Annotated in this window: 16 protein-coding genes; 11 read left to right on the forward strand and 5 right to left on the reverse strand. The window is 75.1% G+C overall.

The window, feature by feature from the left end; translation table 11 throughout:
* Positions 1–91: 91 nt before the first annotated feature.
* Both K7396_RS08320 and K7396_RS08325 read left to right on the forward strand, forming a co-directional pair.
* Positions 92–1369: a molybdopterin-dependent oxidoreductase gene (locus tag K7396_RS08320; protein ID WP_086715740.1), complete on the forward strand. Its 1278-nt coding sequence runs from the start codon at positions 92–94 to the stop codon at positions 1367–1369.
* Positions 1370–1569: 200 nt separating this feature from the next.
* On the forward strand, positions 1570–2034 hold the full coding sequence (locus K7396_RS08325; RefSeq protein WP_086715762.1) for a hypothetical protein: 465 nt from the start codon (positions 1570–1572) through the stop codon (positions 2032–2034).
* Here K7396_RS08325 and K7396_RS08330 read toward each other — a convergent pair.
* The 4 genes from K7396_RS08330 to K7396_RS08345 form a co-directional block, all read right to left on the reverse strand.
* Positions 1965–2714 (reverse strand): methyltransferase domain-containing protein, encoded by a 750-nt coding sequence (locus K7396_RS08330; protein WP_086715743.1) that lies wholly within the window; start codon positions 2712–2714, stop codon positions 1965–1967. The two genes, K7396_RS08325 and K7396_RS08330, sit on opposite strands and share 70 nt — an antisense overlap.
* Positions 2711–3379, reverse strand: a complete 669-nt coding sequence (locus tag K7396_RS08335) for a TIGR04282 family arsenosugar biosynthesis glycosyltransferase (protein ID WP_086715745.1) — start codon at positions 3377–3379, stop codon at positions 2711–2713. Before K7396_RS08335 ends, K7396_RS08330 begins: the two co-directional genes overlap by 4 nt.
* Entirely contained in the window at positions 3376–4086 is a 711-nt protein-coding gene (locus K7396_RS08340) for a glycosyltransferase family 2 protein (RefSeq protein ID WP_086715747.1), read from the reverse strand. Before K7396_RS08340 ends, K7396_RS08335 begins: the two co-directional genes overlap by 4 nt.
* 84 nt (positions 4087–4170) lie before the next feature.
* Positions 4171–5232, reverse strand: a complete 1062-nt coding sequence (locus K7396_RS08345; protein WP_152104295.1) for an NAD-dependent epimerase/dehydratase family protein — start codon at positions 5230–5232, stop codon at positions 4171–4173.
* Between the two features lie 338 nt (positions 5233–5570).
* On the opposite strand from K7396_RS08345, the gene K7396_RS08350 reads away from it, so the two are divergent.
* Positions 5571–6575, forward strand: coding sequence for a PP2C family protein-serine/threonine phosphatase (locus K7396_RS08350; RefSeq protein ID WP_279627924.1), 1005 nt, complete (start codon positions 5571–5573; stop codon positions 6573–6575).
* Between the two features lie 68 nt (positions 6576–6643).
* Here the strand turns inward: K7396_RS08350 and K7396_RS08355 are convergent, their stop codons facing one another.
* Positions 6644–7786: a YihY/virulence factor BrkB family protein gene (locus K7396_RS08355; RefSeq protein ID WP_086715585.1), complete on the reverse strand. Its 1143-nt coding sequence runs from the start codon at positions 7784–7786 to the stop codon at positions 6644–6646.
* Between the two features lie 18 nt (positions 7787–7804).
* Between K7396_RS08355 and K7396_RS08360 the strand changes: the two genes are divergently transcribed.
* The 8 genes from K7396_RS08360 (at position 7805) to K7396_RS08390 (ending at position 15803) form a co-directional block, all read left to right on the forward strand.
* Positions 7805–9448: an acyl-CoA dehydrogenase family protein gene (locus K7396_RS08360; RefSeq protein WP_086715583.1), complete on the forward strand. Its 1644-nt coding sequence runs from the start codon at positions 7805–7807 to the stop codon at positions 9446–9448.
* A 487-nt stretch (positions 9449–9935) separates the two neighbouring features.
* Entirely contained in the window at positions 9936–11225 is a 1290-nt protein-coding gene (locus K7396_RS08365) for a GAF domain-containing protein (protein WP_107421136.1), read from the forward strand.
* 143 nt (positions 11226–11368) lie between these two features.
* Positions 11369–12073, forward strand: coding sequence for a class F sortase (locus tag K7396_RS08370; RefSeq protein WP_152104294.1), 705 nt, complete (start codon positions 11369–11371; stop codon positions 12071–12073).
* 169 nt (positions 12074–12242) lie between these two features.
* Positions 12243–12839 carry a GNAT family N-acetyltransferase gene (locus K7396_RS08375; protein WP_086719864.1) on the forward strand — a complete coding sequence of 199 codons (597 nt, stop codon included), beginning with the start codon at positions 12243–12245 and terminating at the stop codon, positions 12837–12839.
* Positions 12840–12931: 92 nt separating this feature from the next.
* Positions 12932–13015, forward strand: coding sequence for a putative leader peptide (locus K7396_RS35935; protein WP_350257049.1), 84 nt, complete (start codon positions 12932–12934; stop codon positions 13013–13015).
* Between the two features lie 216 nt (positions 13016–13231).
* Entirely contained in the window at positions 13232–14929 is a 1698-nt protein-coding gene (locus tag K7396_RS08380) for a nitrite/sulfite reductase (RefSeq protein WP_086719863.1), read from the forward strand.
* Positions 14926–15114, forward strand: a complete 189-nt coding sequence (locus K7396_RS08385) for a hypothetical protein (RefSeq protein WP_086719862.1) — start codon at positions 14926–14928, stop codon at positions 15112–15114. The genes K7396_RS08380 and K7396_RS08385 overlap by 4 nt, the downstream gene beginning before the upstream one ends.
* Complete coding sequence (locus K7396_RS08390; protein ID WP_086719861.1) at positions 15111–15803, forward strand: phosphoadenylyl-sulfate reductase; 693 nt, start codon at positions 15111–15113, stop codon at positions 15801–15803. The genes K7396_RS08385 and K7396_RS08390 overlap by 4 nt, the downstream gene beginning before the upstream one ends.
* Positions 15804–15816 lie beyond the last annotated feature (13 nt).

The following is a 15816-nucleotide window of genomic DNA, read 5'->3' on the forward strand; positions in this document are numbered from 1 at the left end:
GCATACCGTCGAAGCCAGGCCGCGCCGGCCCCGAGCGCCGGGCGGGCCCAGGCGGCGGACCCGCGCCGCACCGAATCGCCAAGGACACACCATGAGTGCCCCACACGCCTCCCTCCCCTCGCCCGCCTCGTCTCACCCGCCCCCGGCGTCACGGCCCGTCTGGCGCAGCCCGCTGCGCGGTCCGCGGCTGACCGCGCTGCTCGGCGTCGTCCTGCTGGCCGGGATCACGCTGCTGTTCGTCACCGGTCTGCTGTCGTACGCCGCGTACAACCCGGATCTGGGCGGCGGGGTCAACGACAAGACGCCCGGCAAGGGCCTGCTGGGCTTCTACCTCTTCAGCTGGCCGACCGGCCCCTCCTGGCTCTACCGGCTCACCCAGGGACTGCACGTCACCCTCGGGATCGCGCTGGTGCCGGTCCTGCTGGCGAAGCTGTGGTCGGTGATCCCGAAGCTCTTCACCCTGCCGCCGGCCCGGTCCGTGGGCCATGCGCTGGAGCGGCTCTCACTGCTGTTGCTGGTGGGCGGAGCGCTCTTCGAGTTCGTCACCGGCATCCTCAACATCCAGCTGGAGTACCTCTTCCCCGGGTCGTTCTATCCGCTGCACTTCTACGGCGCGTGGGTGTTCATCGGGGCGTTCGCCGCTCATGTGGTGCTGCGCATGCCGCGGACCGTACGGGCGCTGCGCGAGCGCACCGACCCGGCCGCGGCGGCCGACGACACCGGGCTGGTGGCGGCCCGGCCGGACCCGCCGACCATGACCAGGCGGGGAGCGCTGGGGCTGGTCGGTGCCGGTTCGCTGCTGCTGTTCGCCACGACCGCCGGGCAGAGCCTGGGCGGTTGGTGGCGGCGCACGGCCCTGCTGGCGCCGCACGGCGGCCGGGAGCCGGGCGGCGGACCGAACGGCTTCCAGATCAACAAGACCGCCGCGGCCGTCGGCGTCACCGCCCGGGAGACGGGCGACGCCTGGCGGTTGACGGTCGAGGGCGGCGGACGGCGGGTGCGGATCGGCCGGGCCGAACTGCTCGCGCTGCCCCAGCACTCGGCGGCGCTGCCGATCGCGTGTGTCGAGGGCTGGTCGACGGGCGACCAGGAGTGGAGCGGGGTGCGGCTGCGGGACCTCGCCGCGCTGGTGGGGCTCGGCGACCGACCCCCGGGTGTGCTGGTGGAGTCGCTCCAGCTGCACGGCGCGTTCCGCCGGGCCGCGCTGCGCGACAACCAGGTGCGCGATCCGCGCTCGCTGCTCGCGCTGCGGGTGGGCGGCGCCGAGCTGTCCCCCGACCACGGCTATCCGGCGCGGATCATCGTGCCGGCGGCGCCCGGGGTGCTCCAGACCAAGTGGGTGGCACGGCTGACGTTCGGGGAGTGGTGAGGATGCGGAACAGGCAGCGGACGGTGCGGGAACGGGCGGCGCGGACGCGGCGGCCGGACCTGCCCGGACAGGCGGCACGGACACGGCGACCGGCCACGGGTGAACGGGCGGTACCGGCCCCGCGCACCAGCGCCGGGCGGGCGCTCGGGGCACTGCGCCTCCCCCGCCGCTACGGCGAGGGACCGCTGCATCTGCTGCTGATGCTCGCGTCGTTCGCGCTCACCGGCTACGCGGGAGTGCGGCTGCTGGCCGGCGGGCAGTGGCCGCTGGTGCTCGTCTGGTTCGCCGGGGCGGCGCTGCTGCACGATCTGGTGCTGCTGCCGCTGTACGCGCTCGCGGACCGGGCGCTGGTCCGCTGGACCGCCGGGACCGGCCGGCCGCGGGTCCGGGCGGCGTACGTCCGGGTGCCCGCCGCGCTGTCCGGATTGCTGCTGCTGGTGTGGTTCCCGCTGATCGCCGGGGCGGCGGGCGGCGCTTCGGCGGCGCACTACGAGGCCACGACGCGGCTGCCCGGCGAGGTGTTCCTGAGCCGCTGGCTGCTGATCACCGCCGGGCTGTGTGTCCTGTCCGCGCTGTGGCTGCTGGTGCGTACCGTTCAGCGGCGGATGAGCGGGGCGCCCCGGCGGCGCAGCGAGACGAAGCAGCGCGCGGTGCCCGGCGCCTGACCGGACTGGTCCGTGACGGTCCACTCCTCGACGGGGGTCCAGCCGGCGGCCGCCGCGTGGCGCAGCAGCGCGGCGGCGCCGACCCGGGCCCAGGGGAACGACTCGCCCGGCGCGCACGGGGCGCCGGGCGAGGGGTGGTAGCCCCGCTCGACCCGGACCTGGACCCGTTCGTCGACGTCCGCCGCGGCGGTCTCCACGATCAACAGGCCCGGCCGGCCGACCAGTTCGGCGGTGCGGGTGAGCAGGGCGCGCGGGTCGCCGCCGATGCCGATGTTGCCGTCGAGGAGCAGCGCGGTGCCCCAACTCCCCTCACCTGGAAGGGAGTCGAAGACGGAGCGGTGCAGCGCGGAGCCGCCGGACGCCGCGGTGCGGGCCACCGCGGCGGTGCTGACGTCGATGCCGAGCGCCCGCCGGCCCTGGGCGGCGAGCGCGGCGACCAGCCGGCCGGGGCCGCAGCCGATGTCGAGGACGGCGCCCTCGCAGCGGCGCAGCGCCGACAGGTCGGCGGCGTCCGGCCCGGCGCACCAGCGCTCGACCTCCAGCGGCAGCAGCCAGCCGTCGCTGCGCCGCAGGAAGAGCGGGCCGCGGCCGCTGCGCAGCGCGTCGGCGTACGGGTCCGCGCCCCAGGTGACGGTGTCGCGGCGGTCGGTTCGTGCCGTCGGCGGCAGGGCGGTGCTCATCGGCCGGTGACCGGGGTCAGGCGGGCGAGCGTGGCGGCGAAGGCGCCGGCGGGGGCCGCGGCCGCGACCCGCTCCGCGTCGTCGGCGGTGTCCACGTCGCGCAGGGGCGGCAGGTCCCGCACCCGCAGCCCGGCGGCGGTCAGCCGCGCGCGCTGGGCGGCGCCGGTGCGGCCGGTGGACATGGGGACGCCGCGCAGCAGCCGGGGGTCGGGGGACGCCAGGCCGAGCGCCCAGAACCCGCCGTCCTCGGCGGCGCCGAACCAGGCGTCGCAGTCGTCCCAGGCGCCGGCGTCCAGCGCGGGGGCGAGGAGGTGCGGGGTGATCTGCGGGGTGTCCATGCCGATGAGGAGGGTGGGGCCGGCGCTGCCGGCGAAGGCGGCGGCGAGCCGCTCGTCGAGGCCGCCGGCGCTCTGGGGCCGGACCTCGAAGCCGTCCGGCAACCAGCTCCCCGGGCGGCCGTCGAGGACGACCACCCGCCGCCGGGCGGGCATGGCGCGGACGGCCCGGAGGGTGTCGGACAGCGCCGCCTCGGCCAACTGGGCGGCCTCGTCGGGGGTGAAGGGCGGGGTGAGGCGGGTCTTGACCCGGCCGGGCACCGGTTCCTTGGCGATGACCAGGAGCGTGGTCGGGCCGGTACCCGCCGGGCGGTCTGCGGGCGCGCTCATCGGGCGGTCTCCTCCGTACGGGACGCGAGCGGGGGCTGGTTCAGGACGTCGCGCATGTCGCGCACCGCGTGCCAGGTGCCGCGCCAGGTGCCGGTGACCTTGGAACGGCCGGTGCGCGGGCGGTAGGGCACGTCGCGTTCCTCGACCCGCCAGCCCGCGTCGGCGGCCCGGACGACCATCTGCAGGGGGTAGCCGCTGCGGCGGTCGGTCAGCCCGAGGCCGAGCAGCGCGGTGCGCCGGGCGGCGCGCAGCGGGCCGAGGTCGTGCAGCCGCAGTCCGGTGCGGCGGCGCAGCATCCGGGCGAGGGCGAGGTTGCCGAGCCGGGCGTGCGGCGGCCAGGCGCCGCGCCCCTCGGGGCGGCGGCGGCCCAGCACCAGGTCGCTGGCGCCGTCGTGGACGGCGCGGACGAACGGGGCGAGCAGGGCGGGGTCGAGGGAGGCGTCGCAGTCGCAGAAGCAGACGATGTCGGCGTCGGCGGCCAGCAGTCCGGCGTGGCAGGCGGCGCCGAACCCGCGGCGCGGCTCGTGCACCACGGTGGCGCCCAGGCCGCGGGCGACCTCGGCGGAGCCGTCGGTGGAGCCGTTGTCCACGACGATCGCCCGCCAGCCCGCCGGGATGCGGGCCAGCACCCAGGGCAGCGCGGCGGCCTCGTCGAGACAGGGCAGGACGACGTCCACGGAGGGGGTGGGAGGAGGGGAGTGGGTCACGCCTTCACCTATGCATCAGAAGCGGACGGGCAGAGGGGGTTGAGGTGTGTGGGGCGCGGGTGCCGGCGGGCGGCGGCGCGCGGGTCAGACCATCGGTGCCGCCCGCATCCCCTCCCGGGCGAATTCCCGCATGCCCGCCGCGAATCCGGTCGCGGCCCGCCAGCCGAGGTCGTCGGCGATGCGCTGCGAGGAGGCGGTGATGTGCCGTACGTCGCCGAGCCGGTACTCCCCCGTGACCACGGGCGCCGGTCCCCCGCACGCCTCGGCCAGGGTCCGCGCCATCTCGCCGACGGTGTGCGGCACCCCGCTGCCCGTGTTGTACGCGGTCAGGGTGCCCGCCGCCCGGTCCGGCAGCGCCTCCAGGGCGACCACGTTGGCCGTGGCGACGTCCCGTACGTGGACGAAGTCCCGCCGCTGGCCGCCGTCCTCGTAGACGGTCGGGGACTGTCCGCGGGCCAGCGCCGAGCGGAAGAACGAGGCCACCCCCGCGTACGGGGTGTCGCGCGGCATGCCGGGCCCGTAGACGTTGTGATAGCGCAGCGCGACGGCCCGGCCGCCGGTGGCGCGGGCCCAGGAAGCCGCCAGGTGTTCCTGGGCGAGCTTGGTGGCGGCGTAGACGTTGCGCGGATCGGTGGGGGCGTCCTCGCCGACCAGGCCCGGCCGCAGTGCGGCGGCGCAGTCCGGGCAGCGTGGCTCGAACTGCCCGGCGTCCAGCTCGTCCACGGCCCGCGGGCCGGGCCGCACCACCCCGTGGACGGGGCAGGTGTAGCGGCCCTCCCCGTAGACCACCATCGAGCCGGCGAGCACCAGCTCGCGCACCCCGGCGTCCGCCATCGCGGCCAGCAGCACCGCGGTGCCCAGGTCGTTGCAGCCGACGTAGTCGGGCGCGTCCGCGAAGTCCTTGCCCAGGCCCACCATCGCCGCCTGGTGGCAGACCGCCCGCACGCCCCGCAGGGCCTCGTCGACCGCCGCCCGGTCGCGGACGTCGGCGACGATGCGCCGCTCGCCGGGGCGCGGCGGCGGGGGTTCGGGGTGCGCCGAGGGCAGCAGCGCGTCGAGCACGACAGGCTCGTGCCCGTGCGCCATGAGCGCCTCGACGACCTGCGATCCGATGAATCCGGCACCGCCGGTGACCAGTACACGCATGCCGGTCACGCTAAGCGGGACGGGGCGCTCCGGCGCGCGCATGAGCCGCCGTGTCACGGGTCCGTAAGATCCGCGGCCGCCCGGACCGCCCGCTGCCGCACCCTGCGGGCCACTGCGATTCGGTAACAGGGCGCATTCGAGGTATTTCGGTACGGCATATGGCGCCTATGCTCAGGTCGGGCGTGGGGGGCCGCTTTCGGACACTCCGACGGCCGACGGGCCCCTTGCCCGACCTTGCCCGCTCACCTCACCAGACACCGTCGGAGAACACCTTGGCCGTGGAGAATGTGGAGCAGCGCACCGGCTCCCGGGTGCTGCCCGCGCTTCCGTACGCGGTGATGGCCGTGGTCACCACGGTCGACCTCACCGCGGGCCCGGGCGTCGGGTTCCTGCCGCTGGTGTCACTGGGACCGGCGTTCGCCGGGCTGGTCGGCGGCTGGCGGCGGACCGCCGTGGTCGGGCTGACGGCCTTTGTGCTCTGCGTCGGCCTGGGCGTCTACAACGGCCTGTTCGAGAGCCGGCGCGGGCTGACCGCGCTGCTGTCGGTGGCCGGGGTGACCGCGGCAGGGGTGGTGGCCGCGGTGATGCGGCAGCGGCGCGAGGCGGAGCTGGCCAGCGTCCGCTCCATCGCCGAGGTCGCCCAGCGGGTGCTGCTGCGCCCGGTGCCGCGCGGCGCCGGGCCGCTGCGGGTCGCGGTCTCGTACACCTCGGCGGTGGCCGAGGCCCGGATAGGGGGTGATCTGTACGAGGTGGTGACCTCGCCCGCCGGGGTGCGGATCATCGTCGGCGATGTGCAGGGCAAGGGCCTGGAGGCCGTGGAGAGCGCGGCGGTGGTGCTCGGCGCCTTCCGGGAGGCTGCGCACGACGAACCGGATCTGCCGGCCGTCGGCGAGCGGGTCGAGCGGGCGCTGAACCGCCATCTGTCCGGCGAACGGTTCGTCACGGCGGTGCTCGCCGAGATCGGTGACGGCCCGCACGCCACCCTGCTGAACTTCGGCCACCCGGCGCCGCTGGTCGTCCGCCCGGCCGGCTCGGTGGCCTTCGCCGCCCCGCCGGACCGCGCCCTGCCGCTCGGCCTCAGCCTGCACGACGCCGGGGCGCCGGCCCCCTACGAGGTGCCCTTCGCGCCCGGCGACCAACTGCTCTTCTACACGGACGGCGTCACCGAGGCCCGCGACGCGGCGGGCCGCTTCTACCCCCTCGACGAACGCGCCGCGCTGCTCAAGGACCCCGATCCGGAGACCGCCCTGCGCGCGGTGCGCGAGGACCTGGTCGAGCATGCCGAGGGGCCGCTGCACGACGACGCGGCGATGCTGCTGGTCCGCTACCGCGGGGCCTGCTGACCCGGCGTCGGGCCGGGCCGGGAGCCGATTCCGGGTCAGCTCCCGGCCGGTCGGCTCCCGGGCGCCGCTCAGTCGTCGCGCGGGTCCCCGGTGCCGCGGTCCCCGTCGCCGTCCCGGTCCCCGTCGCCGTCGCTGCTCCGGCCCCGGCCCCCCTCGCCGTGACCGCCGCCGTCCGCTTCGTCCGCCTCGTCCGCGCCGTCCCCCTTCGCACGGCCCGCGTCCGGCTCCCCCGCTCCCGGCCGGGACTCCGCCTTGGCGGCCGCCCGCCGGGCGACCTCCTCGCGGGCCGCGGCCGTGGCGACCGAGGGCCACACCCGGTCGAGTGAGGCGTTCATCGCGGCCCCGACCAGCACCGCGAAGGCCGACACCCCGATCCACAGCAGCACCGCGACCGGCGCGGCCAGCGAGCCGTAGATCGTGGGCCCCTCGACCGTCGAGGCGAGGTAGAGCCGCAGCAGGAAGCTGCCGAGCACCCACATCCCGAGTGCCACCACCGCGCCGGGAATGTCCTCCGGCCAGGGCGAACGGACCGGGACGGACGCGTGGTAGAGCGTGGTGAGGAAGGCGACGGACAGGAGCAGGACGACCGGCCAGTACAGCGCCCGGATGATGTGCTCGCTGGCCGGCAGCCAGCCCACGACGGTGTCGGGACCGGCGACCATCAGCGGCAGCGCCACCGCGCCGACGACCAGCGCGGCGAGGTACAGCGCGAACGCCAGCAGCCGGGTCTTGATGATGCCCCGCCGGCCGTCGAGCCCGTACATGATGGTGATGGTGTCGACGAAGACGTTCATCGCCCGGGACCCCGACCACAGGGCGATGGCGAAGCCGAGGGAGATGACGTCCGGGCGGCGGCCGGTGAAGACGTCGTTGAGCAGCGGCCGGGCGATCTCGTTCACGCCCTTGCTCGACAGGACCGTGCCGGCGGCGCCGAGGATGTGCCGGCGGACGTTGTCGAGGGTGTCGTGCCCGATCCAGGTGTTGGTGTAGCCGAGCACGCCCAGGAGTCCGAGGATCAGCGGCGGCAGCGACAGCAGGCTCCAGAAGGCGGCCTCGGCGGCCAGGCCGGTGACGCGGTACTTCATGCAGGAGTTGACCGTGTCCTTGAGCAGGAGCCAGGCCAGCCGGCGCTTGGAGACGTTGCGGTAGAGGGCACGGGCCTTGGTCAGACGGCCCGCGGGCCGCTCGGTTGGTTCGTTTGCCGGCTGCACGTCCTTACCGTATCCGGCATGGCAGCCACCACTCACACGGTCACGAACCAGCCTCCGCCGCTGGTCGGATACGACGTCTTCACCGGCGATGCGGCCCTGACCGAGGGCGTCGCCCGGTATGTCGCCGGCGTCCGACTGGTCGAGGTACGCGAAGAGCTCAGCACACTGGGGCGGGCGGCCGGCTCCGCGCACGCCCGGCAGTGGGGCGAACAGGCCAACGCCCACCCCCCGGTCCTGCACACCCACGACCGCTACGGCCACCGCATCGACGAGGTCGAGTACCACCCGGCGTGGCACCGGCTGCTCGGCCATGCCGTCACGGCCGGCCTGACCGGCGCGTGGTCCCGGCCGGACGGCCATGTCCGCCGCACCGCCGGGTTCCTCGTGTGGACCCAGGCCGAGGCGGGACACGGCTGCCCGGTGTCGATGACCCACGCGGCGGTGCCCACGCTGCGCGCCGAGCCCGAGCTGGCGGCCGAGTGGGAGCCGCTGCTGACCTCGCGGGTGTACGCGCACGAGCTGCGCCCGGTCGCCGAGAAGGGCGGCGCGCTGGCCGGGATGGCCATGACGGAGAAGCAGGGCGGCAGCGACCTGCGGGCCGTCACCACCCGCGCCGAGCCGCTGGCCGCGCCCGGCGAGTACGTGCTGACCGGCCACAAGTGGTTCTGTTCGGCGCCGATGTCCGACGCGTTCCTGGTACTGGCCCGCGCGCCGGGAGGGCTCACCTGCTTCCTGCTGCCCCGAGTGCTGCCGGACGGCAGCCGTAACGCCTTCCGCATCCAGCGGCTCAAGGACAAGCTCGGCAACCGCTCGAACGCCTCCGCGGAGGTCGAGTTCGACGGGCAGACCTGGGCACGCCGGGTCGGCGAGGAGGGGCGCGGGGTGGCGACCCTCATCGAGATGGTCGCGGCGACCCGGCTGGACTGCGTCAGCGCGTCGGCGGCGGTGATGCGGCAGGCGGTGGCGCAGGCGCTGCACCACACCGCCCACCGGGAGGCGTTCGGGGACCGGCTGATCGACAAGCCGCTGATGCGCAATGTGCTGGCCGACCTGGCGCTGGAGTCGGAGGCGGCGACCACGCTCGCCCTGCGGCTGGCGGCGGCGTACGACGGCGGCACCGAGCAGGACCGGCACTTCCTGCGGCTGGCGGTGCCGGCCGCGAAGTACTGGGTGACCAAGCGCTGCACCCCGGCGGTGACCGAGGCGCTGGAGTGCCTGGGCGGCAACGGCTACGTGGAGGAGTCGGGGCTGCCGCGGCTGCTGCGCGAGGCGCCGCTCAACTCGATCTGGGAGGGTTCCGGCAACGTCCAGGCGCTGGACGTCCTGCGGGCCCTGCGGCGCGAACCCGAGGCGCTGCACGCGTTCCTGGCCGAGATCGGGACGGCGCGGGGCGCGGACCACCGCCTGGACCGGGCCATCACGGCAATGCTCACCGAACTCGCCGACCTGGAGGGCATCGAGGCGCGGGCCCGGCGGCTGACCGAGCGGATGGCGCTGGTGCTCCAGGGTTCGCTGCTGGTGCGCCATGCGCCGCCCGAGGTCGCGGACGCGTTCTGCGCCGGCCGGCTCGGGGGCGACGCGGGCGCGGCGTTCGGGACGCTGCCGCACACCCTGGACCTCGGGGCCGTGGTGGCACGGGCGCAGCCGGTGGCCGGGATGTGAGGCGGTCCCGGGTCCGGCGCGGCGGCGGTTCCCCGTCGCCTCCGGGCCGTCGCCCACGAGGCTACGGGGACAGGGGGTCACCGCCGCCGCGCCGTCGGGGAGCGGTGCCGCGCCGACACGGCACCGCTCCCGGCACAAGGGTGTCCGGGGCACCCCGCGGGGTCCCCGGTGCGCGGGCGGCCGCCGGCTTCGTGAGCCCCTCCCGCGCCGCGCCGGCGTCACGTGTGGCGGCCGACGGAGTCCCTGCGACATCCCACGGGTTCCTCGACGGGTGACCGGCGAACCCGCGGGGGCGAGACACCATCGGCCGCTTCGGCCAGACTCCCCGCAACGCGTCGTGGGCGACAACGGTTGCATTGCGTTGCAGCGCCGGGCGGCGGCCCGGGACAATGGCCGCTTCCAGGACGGACCGGTCGCCCGGTGAGCGTGCGAGAGGCACGCGCGGCACGAGGCACGGCCCGGGGAATTGGGCAGTACGGAGAACAGCGTGAGCGACAGAGCGATCGACGGCGCCGTCTGGTCGGCCCCGGACAACCGCGCCACCGCACACCGGCTCGCCACGGTCCACGAGGCGGCGCTCGCGGGCGGGACGGCACCCGGCGAGGCGGGGGACGCGCCCCGTGCGGTGATCGGTGAGTCATGGCGGCGGATGCTGGTCTCCGGCGTCGACCCGGACCACGACCGGCCCCAGACCCCGCTCCCCGTCGCGGAGTTGGAGCGCCGCCGGCAGGTGTCCCAGCTGGCGACGGTGCTGCCGGTGTTCCATGAGGGGCTGTTATCCGCGGCCGACGCCGCTCAGCAGATCATGGTGATCACCGACGCCGAGGGCCGGGTGCTGTGGCGGGAGGGCAGCGCCCCGGTCCGGCGGATGGCCGACCGGCTGGGCTTCGACAAGGGCGCCGACTGGACGGAGGGCGTCGTCGGCACCAACGCCATCGGCACCGCGCTGGTGGCCCGCCGGCCGGTGCTGGTGCACTCCGCCGAACACTTCGTCCGCAGCCACCACGCCTGGACGTGCGCCGCGGCGCCGCTCCACGACCCGCGCGACGGGCGCCTGCTGGGCACCGTGGACCTCAGTGGTCCGGCGCCCGCCTTCCACCCCATGACGCTCTCCCTGGTGTCCTCGGTCGCCCGGCTCGCCGAGGGCGAGCTGCGCACCCGCCACCACCGGTCCCTGGAACGGCTGCGGTCGAGCGCGGCACCGGTGCTGGCACGGATCGGCGGGCGGGCGCTGGCCGTCGACCCGGGCGGCTGGGTCGTGGGGGTGACGGGCCTGACGCCGCCGGACCGGGTGCCGCTGCCCAAGGCGCCGGAGGCCGGGCCGCTGTGGCTGCCGCGGTACGGGATGTGCGCCCTGGAGCCGTTGCCCGGCGGCTGGCTGATCCGCGTCGGACGGCAGGAGTCGGAGCCGCGGCCCAGCCGGGTGGTGCTGGACGTCAGCGGCCGGGACGGCTCGACGGTCACCGTCAGCGGCGCGGCCGGCAGCTGGTCGCACGAGCTGACCCCGCGCCACGCCGAGCTGCTCTTCGTCCTCGCCGCGCACCCCCAGGGGCGCAGCGCCGCCCAGCTCGCCCGGGACCTCTTCGGCGACGACAGCCGCACGGTCACGGTACGGGCCGAACTGTCCCGCCTGCGCCGCCACCTCGCGAGCGTCCTGGCCCACCGCCCCTACCGCTTCGCGGACGGCGTCGAGGTGGAACTCCTGCTGCCGCCCCGCCCCGCCCACCTCCTGCCGCAGTCCCTGGCCCCGGCGGTGGCGGCGGCCCGGCTCGGGTGAGGCGGACGGCCAGGGGGTGTCCGCCACCCGTCCGGCCGTCTGCTGTCGCCCCCGTCCGGGCGCGCGCCTAGCGTGCCGACAGCGGACCGTGCGCCTCGGGAAGCGGCGTCCCGGGAAGCGCGGCCGGTCACGGGAGGTGAGCGATGAGCCCGACGGGTCCGCCGGAGCCGGCGGCCGGGGAGCCGGCGGCCGGGGAGTCCGCGGCCGCGCGCCGGCCCCGGTGGGGTGCGCTGGCGCTGGCCGGGCTCATCGGCATCGGCATGGTGCGCCAGGGGCTGTCCGGTGAGGCGGACGGGCCGCCGCAGCCGGGGGCGGATACCGCGCTCTTCCCCGGCGATCTCCCGCCCGACGGCCCCGCGCCGCCGCCGCTGCCCCGCTCCGCGCCCGCCCGGGTGGCGATCGCGTCGCTGGACGTGTCGGCCCCGCTGCTGCCGCTGGGGCTGGACAAGGACGGCTGGATCGAGGCCCCGCCGGCCGACGCCCCGCGGCTGGCGGGCTGGTACGCGGGTGCGCCGACCCCGGGCGAGAACGGCACCGCGGTGATCGTCGGCCATGTCGACAGCCGCAGCGGGCCCGCGGTCTTCTACGGGCTGGGCGCCCTGGAGAAGGGCCGGACGATCCGGGTCACCCGTGAGGACGGGCGGACCGCGGTCTTCGAGGTCTACGGCATCCAGGTCTTCGACAAGCGGAAGTTCCCGGCCCGGAAGGTCTACGGCCGCACCGGACGCCCCGAGCTGCGCGTCCTGACCTGCGGCGGCCCCTACGAGGCGGGCTCCGGCTACACGGGAAACGTGGTGGTCTTCGCCCGGATGACCACCACTGCCGGCGCGGCACCCCGGAGCCGGTGATCCCCCACACTGTGAGCCGCCGTCTCACGATACGGATGGTCCCTCCCCGGCCTCGCCACCACCCCGCCCGGCCTCGCCACCACCCTCGGCCTCCTCACCGTCCCGCCCGGCCTCACCGCCCCCTCGGCCCGGCCCCGGCCCTCCGCCCCCGGTGTGATGTGCTGGCCGCATGAGCATCTCGGTCACCACGTGGTACCTCGAACAGACCTCGCGCGCCGACCTGTCCCCCACCTCGGGTCCCGCGCCCGACCGGGACGTCCGCATCCTCCGGTCCGAGGTGCCGTCGCCCGAATTCAGCCGCTTCCTCTATACGGCGGTCGGCGGGGACATCACCTGGACCGACCGGCTGGCGTGGCCGTACGCACAGTGGGCGGCACATCTCGGGCGCCCCGGCGTGGAGACCTGGGTGGCGCACGACCGCGGGACGCCGGCGGGGTTCATCGAGCTGGTGGCCGAGGGCGGCTCAGTGGAGATCGCCTACTTCGGACTGCTCCCGGGCTTCCGCGGGCGCCGGATCGGCGGGTACCTGCTCGCGTACGGGACCGAGCGGGCCTGGGACCTGGCCGAGCGGTGGCCGGGGCTGCCGCCGACCGAGCGGGTATGGGTGCACACCTGCAGCCTGGACGGCCCGCACGCGAAGGCCAACTACGAGCGGCGCGGCTTCCGGGTGTACGAGACCACGGTGACCGAGGAGCCCGACGCACCGGCCCCGGGACCCTGGCCCGGCGCGGGCCCGCTGACGGCCGACGCACCCGCCGGGGAGTGACCGGCACCACAACGTCTCGCCATACGAGACAGAGGCGTCCGGATTCTGGATAACGGTGGACTGGCCGGAGAGCGGCGTGACACGCTTCCGTCATGTCTCGAGCTGGAATTGCCTTGGTGAGTCGGCGGCACGTCGACCTCGGCCGCATGTCCAGCGCCATTTGTCGGGCGGGCTGAGGCTGCCCCCACCAGGGGCCACGGCCCCGGGCAGCACCCAGCACCACCACCGCACCTCCCGCCGTCCCCACCGTCGCGGACGCGCTGACACCCCTCGACCCGCAGACCTTCCGACGCGTGTGCCACGCGCCGCCTTTCGGTATGCCTGCGCAGGCCGTCGCGGGTGCCCGGCGCCCCGTCCGCATTCCTTGAGCCCGCCCAGAAGGACGTACATCCATGGCCGCCTCCCCCGAACTCCCCGCAGCTGCCACGACCCGCCGCAAGGCCGGACGCCACCGCGGCGAGGGCCAGTGGGCCGTTGGTCACCACACGCCCCTCAACGGCAACGAGCAGTTCAAGAAGGACGACGACGGTCTCAATGTGCGGACACGCATTGAGACGATCTACGCCAAGTCCGGCTTCGACTCCATCGACCCCAACGACCTGCGCGGGCGGATGCGTTGGTGGGGCCTGTACACCCAGCGCAAGCCCGGGATCGACGGCGGCAAGACCGCGATCCTGGAGCCGGAGGAGCTGGACGACAAGTACTTCATGCTGCGGGTGCGCATCGACGGCGGACGCCTGAGCGTGGCGCAGCTGCGCGCCATCGGCGAGGTCTCCGAGCAGTACGCCCGCGGCACCGCGGACATCACCGACCGGCAGAACATCCAGCTGCACTGGATCCGTATCGAGGACGTCCCCGCCATCTGGGAGAAGCTGGAGGCGGTGGGCCTGTCCACCACCGAGGCCTGCGGCGACTGCCCGCGTGTGATCATCGGCTCCCCGGTGGCCGGCATCGCGGCGGACGAGATCATCGACGGCACCCCGGCCGTGGACGAGATCCACGAGCGGTACATCGGCAGCAAGGAATTCTCCAACCTGCCGCGGAAGTTCAAGACGGCGATCTCCGGCTCGCCCGTCCAGGACGTGGTCCACGAGATCAACGACGTCGCCTTCGTCGGCGTCGTCCACCCCGAGCACGGCCCCGGCTTCGACCTCTGGGTCGGCGGCGGCCTGTCCACCAACCCCAAGCTCGCCCAGCGCCTGGGCACCTGGGTGCCGCTGGACGAGGTCGCGGACGTGTGGGCCGGCGTCGTCGGCATCTTCCGCGACTACGGCTACCGCCGGCTGCGCACCCGCGCCCGGCTGAAGTTCCTGATGGCCGACTGGGGCCCGGAGAAGTTCCGCCAGGTGCTGGAGGACGAGTACCTCCAGCGCAAGCTGACCGACGGCCCCGCGCCCGAGGAGCCGCTCTCCCGCTGGCGCGACCACATCGGGGTCCACCGGCAGCAGGACGGCCGCTTCTACGTGGGCTTCGCCCCGCGCGTCGGCCGGGTCGACGGCACCACCCTGACCAAGATCGCCGAACTGGCCGGCGCGCACGGCTCCGACCGGCTGCGCACCACCGTCGAGCAGAAGATGATCGTGCTCGACGTCGCCGAGGACCAGGTCGACTCGCTGGTCGCCGGGCTGGAGGCGCTGGACTTCCAGGTCACCCCCTCACCGTTCCGGCGCGGCACGATGGCCTGCACCGGCATCGAGTTCTGCAAGCTCGCCATCGTCGAGACGAAGGGCCGCGGCGCCTCGCTCATCGACGAACTGGAGCGCCGCATGCCGGACTTCCAGGAGCCGGTCACCATCAACCTCAACGGCTGCCCCAACGCCTGCGCCCGTATCCAGGTCGCCGACATCGGCCTCAAGGGCCAGCTGGTCCTGGACGACGACGGCAACCAGGTCGAGGGCTACCAGGTGCACCTGGGCGGTGCGCTGGGCCTGGAGGCCGGCTTCGGCCGCAAGGTCCGCGGCCTGAAGGTCACCGCCGACGAACTCCCCGACTACGTCGAGCGGGTGCTGCGCAACTTCGAGGCGCAGCGCACGGACGGCGAGCGGTTCGCCCAGTGGGCGGCGCGGGCGGAAGAGGGTGCCCTCAAATGAGCGAGCGCGCGGCCCCGTTCTACTGCCCGTACTGCGGCGACGAGGACCTGCAGCCCTCCGAGGAGGGCCATGGAGCGTGGGAATGCCGGGCCTGCAGCCGGGCGTTCCGGCTGAAGTTCCTGGGCCTGCTGGCGCCCGGAGGCACCGGCCGGACCCCTTCCGCTTCCGACGGAGGTACCTCGTGACCACCGCTACCGACCTTCAGCAACTGGCCGAGCAGGCCGGCCGGGACCTGGAGGACGCGTCCGCCCTGCAGATTCTCGAATGGGCCGCCGAGACCTTCGGTCCGCGCTTCTGCGTCACCTCCTCGATGGAGGACGCGGTCGTCGCGCACCTGGCCTCGCGGGCCTTCCCCGGCGTGGACGTCGTCTTCCTGGACACCGGCTACCACTTCCCCGAGACCCTCGGGACCCGGGACGCGGTGGCCGAGGTGATGGACGTCAACGTCATCACCCTGACGCCGCGCCGGACGGTCGCCGAGCAGGACGCCGAGCACGGCCCGAAGCTGCACGACCGCGACCCTGACCTGTGCTGCGCGCTGCGCAAGGTCGCGCCGCTGGAAGAGGGCCTGACCGGCTACGACGCCTGGGCGACGGGCCTGCGCCGGGACGAGTCGCCCACCCGGGCGAACACCCCGGTCGTCGGCTGGGACCCCAAGCGCCGCAAGGTGAAGGTCTCGCCGATCGCCCGCTGGACGCAGGCCGACGTGGACGCGTACGTCGCCGAGCACGGGGTGCTCACCAACCCGCTGCTGATGGACGGCTACGCCTCCGTCGGCTGCGCGCCCTGCACCCGCCGGGTGCTGGAGGGCGAGGACGCCAGGGCCGGCCGCTGGGCCGGGAGCAACAAGACCGAGTGCGGGCTGCACGGATGACAGAGCATCAGGA

Origin of the sequence: Streptomyces angustmyceticus (genome assembly GCF_019933235.1) — a bacterium.
In the GTDB taxonomy this organism is placed as follows: Bacteria; Actinomycetota; Actinomycetes; order Streptomycetales; family Streptomycetaceae; genus Streptomyces; species Streptomyces angustmyceticus.

Excerpts from the sequence above, each read along its gene's own strand:
- K7396_RS08330 (WP_086715743.1), bottom strand. The coding sequence starts at position 2,714 with ATGAGCACCGCCCTGCCGCCGACGGCACGAACCGACCGCCGCGACACC.
- K7396_RS08345 (WP_152104295.1), bottom strand. The coding sequence starts at position 5,232 with ATGCGTGTACTGGTCACCGGCGGTGCCGGATTCATCGGATCGCAGGTC.
- K7396_RS35935 (WP_350257049.1), top strand. The coding sequence starts at position 12,932 with ATGTCTCGAGCTGGAATTGCCTTGGTGAGTCGGCGGCACGTCGACCTC.
- K7396_RS08375 (WP_086719864.1), top strand. The coding sequence starts at position 12,243 with ATGAGCATCTCGGTCACCACGTGGTACCTCGAACAGACCTCGCGCGCC.
- K7396_RS08320 (WP_086715740.1), top strand. The coding sequence starts at position 92 with ATGAGTGCCCCACACGCCTCCCTCCCCTCGCCCGCCTCGTCTCACCCG.
- K7396_RS08350 (WP_279627924.1), top strand. The coding sequence starts at position 5,571 with ATGGCCGTGGTCACCACGGTCGACCTCACCGCGGGCCCGGGCGTCGGG.
- K7396_RS08370 (WP_152104294.1), top strand. The coding sequence starts at position 11,369 with ATGAGCCCGACGGGTCCGCCGGAGCCGGCGGCCGGGGAGCCGGCGGCC.
- K7396_RS08385 (WP_086719862.1), top strand. The coding sequence starts at position 14,926 with ATGAGCGAGCGCGCGGCCCCGTTCTACTGCCCGTACTGCGGCGACGAG.
- K7396_RS08360 (WP_086715583.1), top strand. The coding sequence starts at position 7,805 with ATGGCAGCCACCACTCACACGGTCACGAACCAGCCTCCGCCGCTGGTC.
- K7396_RS08380 (WP_086719863.1), top strand. The coding sequence starts at position 13,232 with ATGGCCGCCTCCCCCGAACTCCCCGCAGCTGCCACGACCCGCCGCAAG.
- K7396_RS08335 (WP_086715745.1), bottom strand. The coding sequence starts at position 3,379 with ATGAGCGCGCCCGCAGACCGCCCGGCGGGTACCGGCCCGACCACGCTC.
- K7396_RS08325 (WP_086715762.1), top strand. The coding sequence starts at position 1,570 with ATGCTCGCGTCGTTCGCGCTCACCGGCTACGCGGGAGTGCGGCTGCTG.